The sequence below is a fragment of the Nostoc cf. edaphicum LEGE 07299 genome, assembly GCF_015207245.1.
GTDB lineage: Bacteria > Cyanobacteriota > Cyanobacteriia > Cyanobacteriales > Nostocaceae > Nostoc > Nostoc edaphicum_B.
This window is the reverse complement of the sequence record NZ_JADEXF010000551.1, coordinates 1-3,967: the sequence shown is the minus strand read 5'-3', so window position 1 is coordinate 3,967 and position 3,967 is coordinate 1. Positions and strand designations below refer to the sequence as shown.

The following is a 3,967-nucleotide window of genomic DNA, read 5'->3' as shown; positions in this document are numbered from 1 at the left end:
ACTTTAACTGTAAAAATCTTTTTATCATTTTCACATGGAGAATATTAGCTTCTTCAAATATTTCTCCTTCTTCTACAAAATCGAGTTTTTTATATAAATCTTTTACATATTCTTGAGCATGAATTACGACTTCTGTAATATTTCGGCTAGCTATCACCTGTAGGGCATTTTCCATAATTTTCTTACCAATACCTTGCCCTCTAACTTTCGATAGAACAGCTAACCTTTCTATTTTGGCAGTTTTATCATCCAAATATCTAATTCTAGTAGTACCCACAACCTCCATATTTAAATAAGCAATTAGATGATCGGATATTTCATCTTTGCCATCAAATTCTAAAGCGGAATCTACCCCTTGTTCTTCTTGAAAAACTGATTTTCTAATTGCTTGAATTGCCGGAAAATCTTTAGGTAATTCAGCAACTTTTATAACTAAATTACTCATGAAACTCTCTTTGAGGTTACTACCTATTGTAATTTAATGTGAGTTTGATGCAGCTCTCCCTGCTTTGAACGAAAGTGCAAGCCTGTCCCTCTCGCAGTCGGAGCTACGGTGTACACATAAGTCCTTCTGACCCCCTCTAACTCCCCCTTGGCAAGGGGGAGAACCGGATATTTCCCCCCTTGCCAAGGGGGGATTAAGGGGGGTAAATACAGGGTTTGGGCTTCATTACCATGCAGCTACCCGCCAAATTCTTGCTAACCCAGGTAATGAAGACTTCATCCTTGACTACATCCTGGAAGCTTTAGATGAAATTTATGCTTTGACATACGGTCAACCATATTTAGTGCAACTGCTGGGTTTTCAGCTAGTGCGCGGCTACAATGACTTTGTTTTTGAACAAGGACGATCGCGTGACCCAGTTTTCACTCTAGAAGATGTGGAAGCAGTTATCAATGACTCTGAGTTTTTCAAGCGGGGACGCTACTACTTTGATGGCGTTTGGGGTCAGGCGGCGCGGGGTGCTGAGGGTCAACAAGCAATTATACAAGTGCTTGCACCTTACCCAGAGGGGATAAGTCTGGATGCCTTAGCTCAGTCTACAGGTATGAACAACGCCAATTTACAGGAAGCGCTGAATACTCTGAAGCGTCATGATGTCGTTGAGGAAACTCAGGGAAGCTGGCGGATTATGGTAGAACTGTTCCGCCGTTGGGTTTTGCAACAGTAGATTTTTACAGCAGTACTGGGCGAATAGAATTCGCGGCTACACAGGCAAAGTCCGCCTTCGCGGACTAATTTCGGGGTTCGCATTTGTTACTTCGGAGTTCGCATTTGCTATTTCGGCGTACGCATTTGTTATTTCGGCGTACGCATTTGCTATTTCGGCGTACGCATTTGCTATTTCGGCGTACGCATTTGTTATTTCGGAGTTCGCATTTGTTATTTCGGAGTTCGCATTTGTTATTTCGGAGTTCGCATTTGCTATTTCGGAGTTCGCATTTGCTATTTCGGCGTACGCATTTGTTACTTTGGAGTTCGCATTTGTTACTTTGGCGACACCATTTACTATTTATTGAAAGCTTATCTTCTTAAACTGCGCGGGTCAAGTGCATCTCTCAACCCATCACCGAGTAAGTTGAATGCCAGCACTGTGAGAATAATCAGCACAGCCGGCGGCCAGATTAACCAAGGTTGCAACACCAAGATTGAAGCATTACTTGCCAGAGAAAGCATATTTCCCCAAGAAGGGTCTGGTTGTTGAATTCCTAAACCGATGAGACTCAGTATCGCCTCTGCACCAATAAAGCTGGGAATTGCAAGAGTCGCAGAGATAACTACATAACTAGCCGTTTGCGGTAAAACGTGGCGGAGAATGATATAAATTGGGTTCGCGCCCATTGCACGCGCCGCTTGGACAAATTCTCGCTCTTTAAGTGATAGTACCTGTCCCCGAATAACCCGTGCTAAACCAGCCCAGCTAATAACCGAAGTAATCACCACAATCAGCAAAAAGCGCTGGGTACTACTTAAACCTGCTGGTAAGACTGCGCCTAAAGTCACCAAAAGATAAATACTAGGGAAAGTCATTAGCACTTCTGCCAAGCGCATAATCACGCTATCAGTCACACCGCCGAAATAGCCAGAAATTCCCCCGATAAGCAAACCGAGGGGATAGGTAATGATAATACCAAAAATCCCGATAAACATACTGATGCGACCACCATGCAGCAAGCGACTGAATTGGTCGCGGCCTTGGTCATCAGTGCCCAAAATATTGACTTTTGCGCCAGTTGTTGTGCCAAATAAATGCCAATTTAAGGGGATACCACCAAAGATTGTGACTTCATCCCACTTCGGCGGTAGTGGCAAACTCATCTGCAACAATCGGTATTCTGGCCCGGTGACAAATAGACGCAGAGGCGAAGGTTTTGTTGAGTCTACAATGATTTGGCGATCGCCTGTATCTAAATTCGTATTTCCCTGAGTCGTCGGATAAACATAAGGCCCGATAAACTGCCCTGACTGAGAAACCCAGTGTATCTTCGTTGGTGGCAGCAATGAACCATTAGGTTGTGAAGCATAGGGGTCATAAGGAGCTACGAAATCAGCTGCAATTACTCCTATATAGAAAATTAACAGTAAAATTGCCCCAAATCGTGCCAAAGGATTTTTCTTAAGTCGTCGCCACCAATCCATAGTAGTTAGGAGTTATAAGTTAGGAGTTATGAGTTATTAAGCTTTTATCTTAATTCATAACTCATAATTAATAATTTTTAACTCCTAAACTCCTGTACAGACGCGATTAATCGCGTCTCTCCTAACTCTTAACTGCTAACTTCTCTAAATACCGCTGCTGTTCTTCCTGTTGTTTTTCATGTTCCACAACAAACACGTTTGAGTAAAGATTTGCAAGAATTTGTTTTCCTTGTTGTGTCAATGATAGGTAATGCAGTCCTTCTTGGATATAGGGATAGACGCCATTCCAGTAAAACTTAGCATAGTTATTACGTAAATCGGCAGGGGTTTTATAGCCCAAAACTTTATTTACACCAGTTTCTTCAAATTCGTAAAATAAAGAAGTAATTTTCTTCAGGTAGCGCGGGTCGCTTAGTTGACCAATCAAATCAGCAGCACGGACTAATCCTGCAAAGCACTTTGTATCTTGATGATCTTCTGCCGCAGGCACGGGAAATCGAGTCAATTCAATATTGCTTTTAATTGCCTCAGCATCTATTAACTTGTGACCTCCAAAACGCTCATCAATAAACAGTTTGGCTCTATCAACATGATACGGCGTCAAACTGGCATCAGAAGCGCCAGCAGCCACAGAAATCATTCTGCCATTTTTACCTGTGGCATATAAGTTTGCTGTTTCTCGGTCTTGCCGACAAACCCCTTTAACGTAGCCAATATCGTGGCACACTAAGGAAATAATACAATGCAACCAGTCTTCACTGGAAACACCCCCTTCCCTGATATGTTTGCCACGTAAAATTTCTTGCCCCACTAGGGCGACTAGGACTGTGTGTTCAACATTGTGATAAAGGGCGTCGCTATTGGCAATGTTTTCCAAAGCCATGTTACCTGCCCAGGCGATAATGTCCTGATAATCATTTTTAAAGCAGCCATAAGTGCGGCGGTAGCCGTCTCGAATTTCATTTACGAAGGCATCAATTAAAATTTCAGTGGCATTGAACATATCTGCTTACTCTGGTAAATACCAATTTTTTATTGATTTTGATTGATTTCAAAATTCCATAATCAAGGCCACCCTTGCTGGAATTTCAGGCAATGGAGTTTGCTCCTTTGTAACTCACGTGTACCTGTAGACGCTAGCTTTATCTATGTCTCGATACATGGCTTCCTGGCAACACAAAAGCTTTAAGAAATGATTGATTACGTGTAAAAAATAGTTTCCTGGTGTACCAAGGTACATAAATACTTTCGATTCTAATTAGATAAATCTAGATGAGCTATATTAGTTTTTCATATCTAAGCATTGGTTGACAGTGATCTCAATAC

Annotated in this window: 4 protein-coding genes; 1 reads left to right on the top strand and 3 read right to left on the bottom strand. The window is 42.1% G+C overall.

From position 1 onward, the window contains the following. On the bottom strand, positions 1–445 hold a 445-nt coding region (locus IQ229_RS16660), incomplete at its 3' end, for a GNAT family N-acetyltransferase (RefSeq protein ID WP_194045550.1). Positions 446–764: 319 nt separating this feature from the next. Here IQ229_RS16660 and IQ229_RS16655 point away from each other — a divergent pair. Continuing rightward, on the top strand, positions 765–1,172 hold the full coding sequence (locus tag IQ229_RS16655; protein WP_228013517.1) for a helix-turn-helix domain-containing protein: 408 nt from the start codon (positions 765–767) through the stop codon (positions 1,170–1,172). A gap of 353 nt (positions 1,173–1,525) precedes the next feature. Here IQ229_RS16655 and IQ229_RS16650 read toward each other — a convergent pair whose 3' ends face one another. Both IQ229_RS16650 and IQ229_RS16645 read right to left on the bottom strand, forming a co-directional pair. After that, positions 1,526–2,641: an ABC transporter permease gene (locus IQ229_RS16650; protein ID WP_194045548.1), complete on the bottom strand. Its 1,116-nt coding sequence runs from the start codon at positions 2,639–2,641 to the stop codon at positions 1,526–1,528. A gap of 121 nt (positions 2,642–2,762) precedes the next feature. Beyond that, positions 2,763–3,644, bottom strand: a complete 882-nt coding sequence (locus IQ229_RS16645) for an Npun_R2479 family HD domain-containing metalloprotein (RefSeq protein WP_194045547.1) — start codon at positions 3,642–3,644, stop codon at positions 2,763–2,765. Positions 3,645–3,967: the final 323 nt, after the last annotated feature.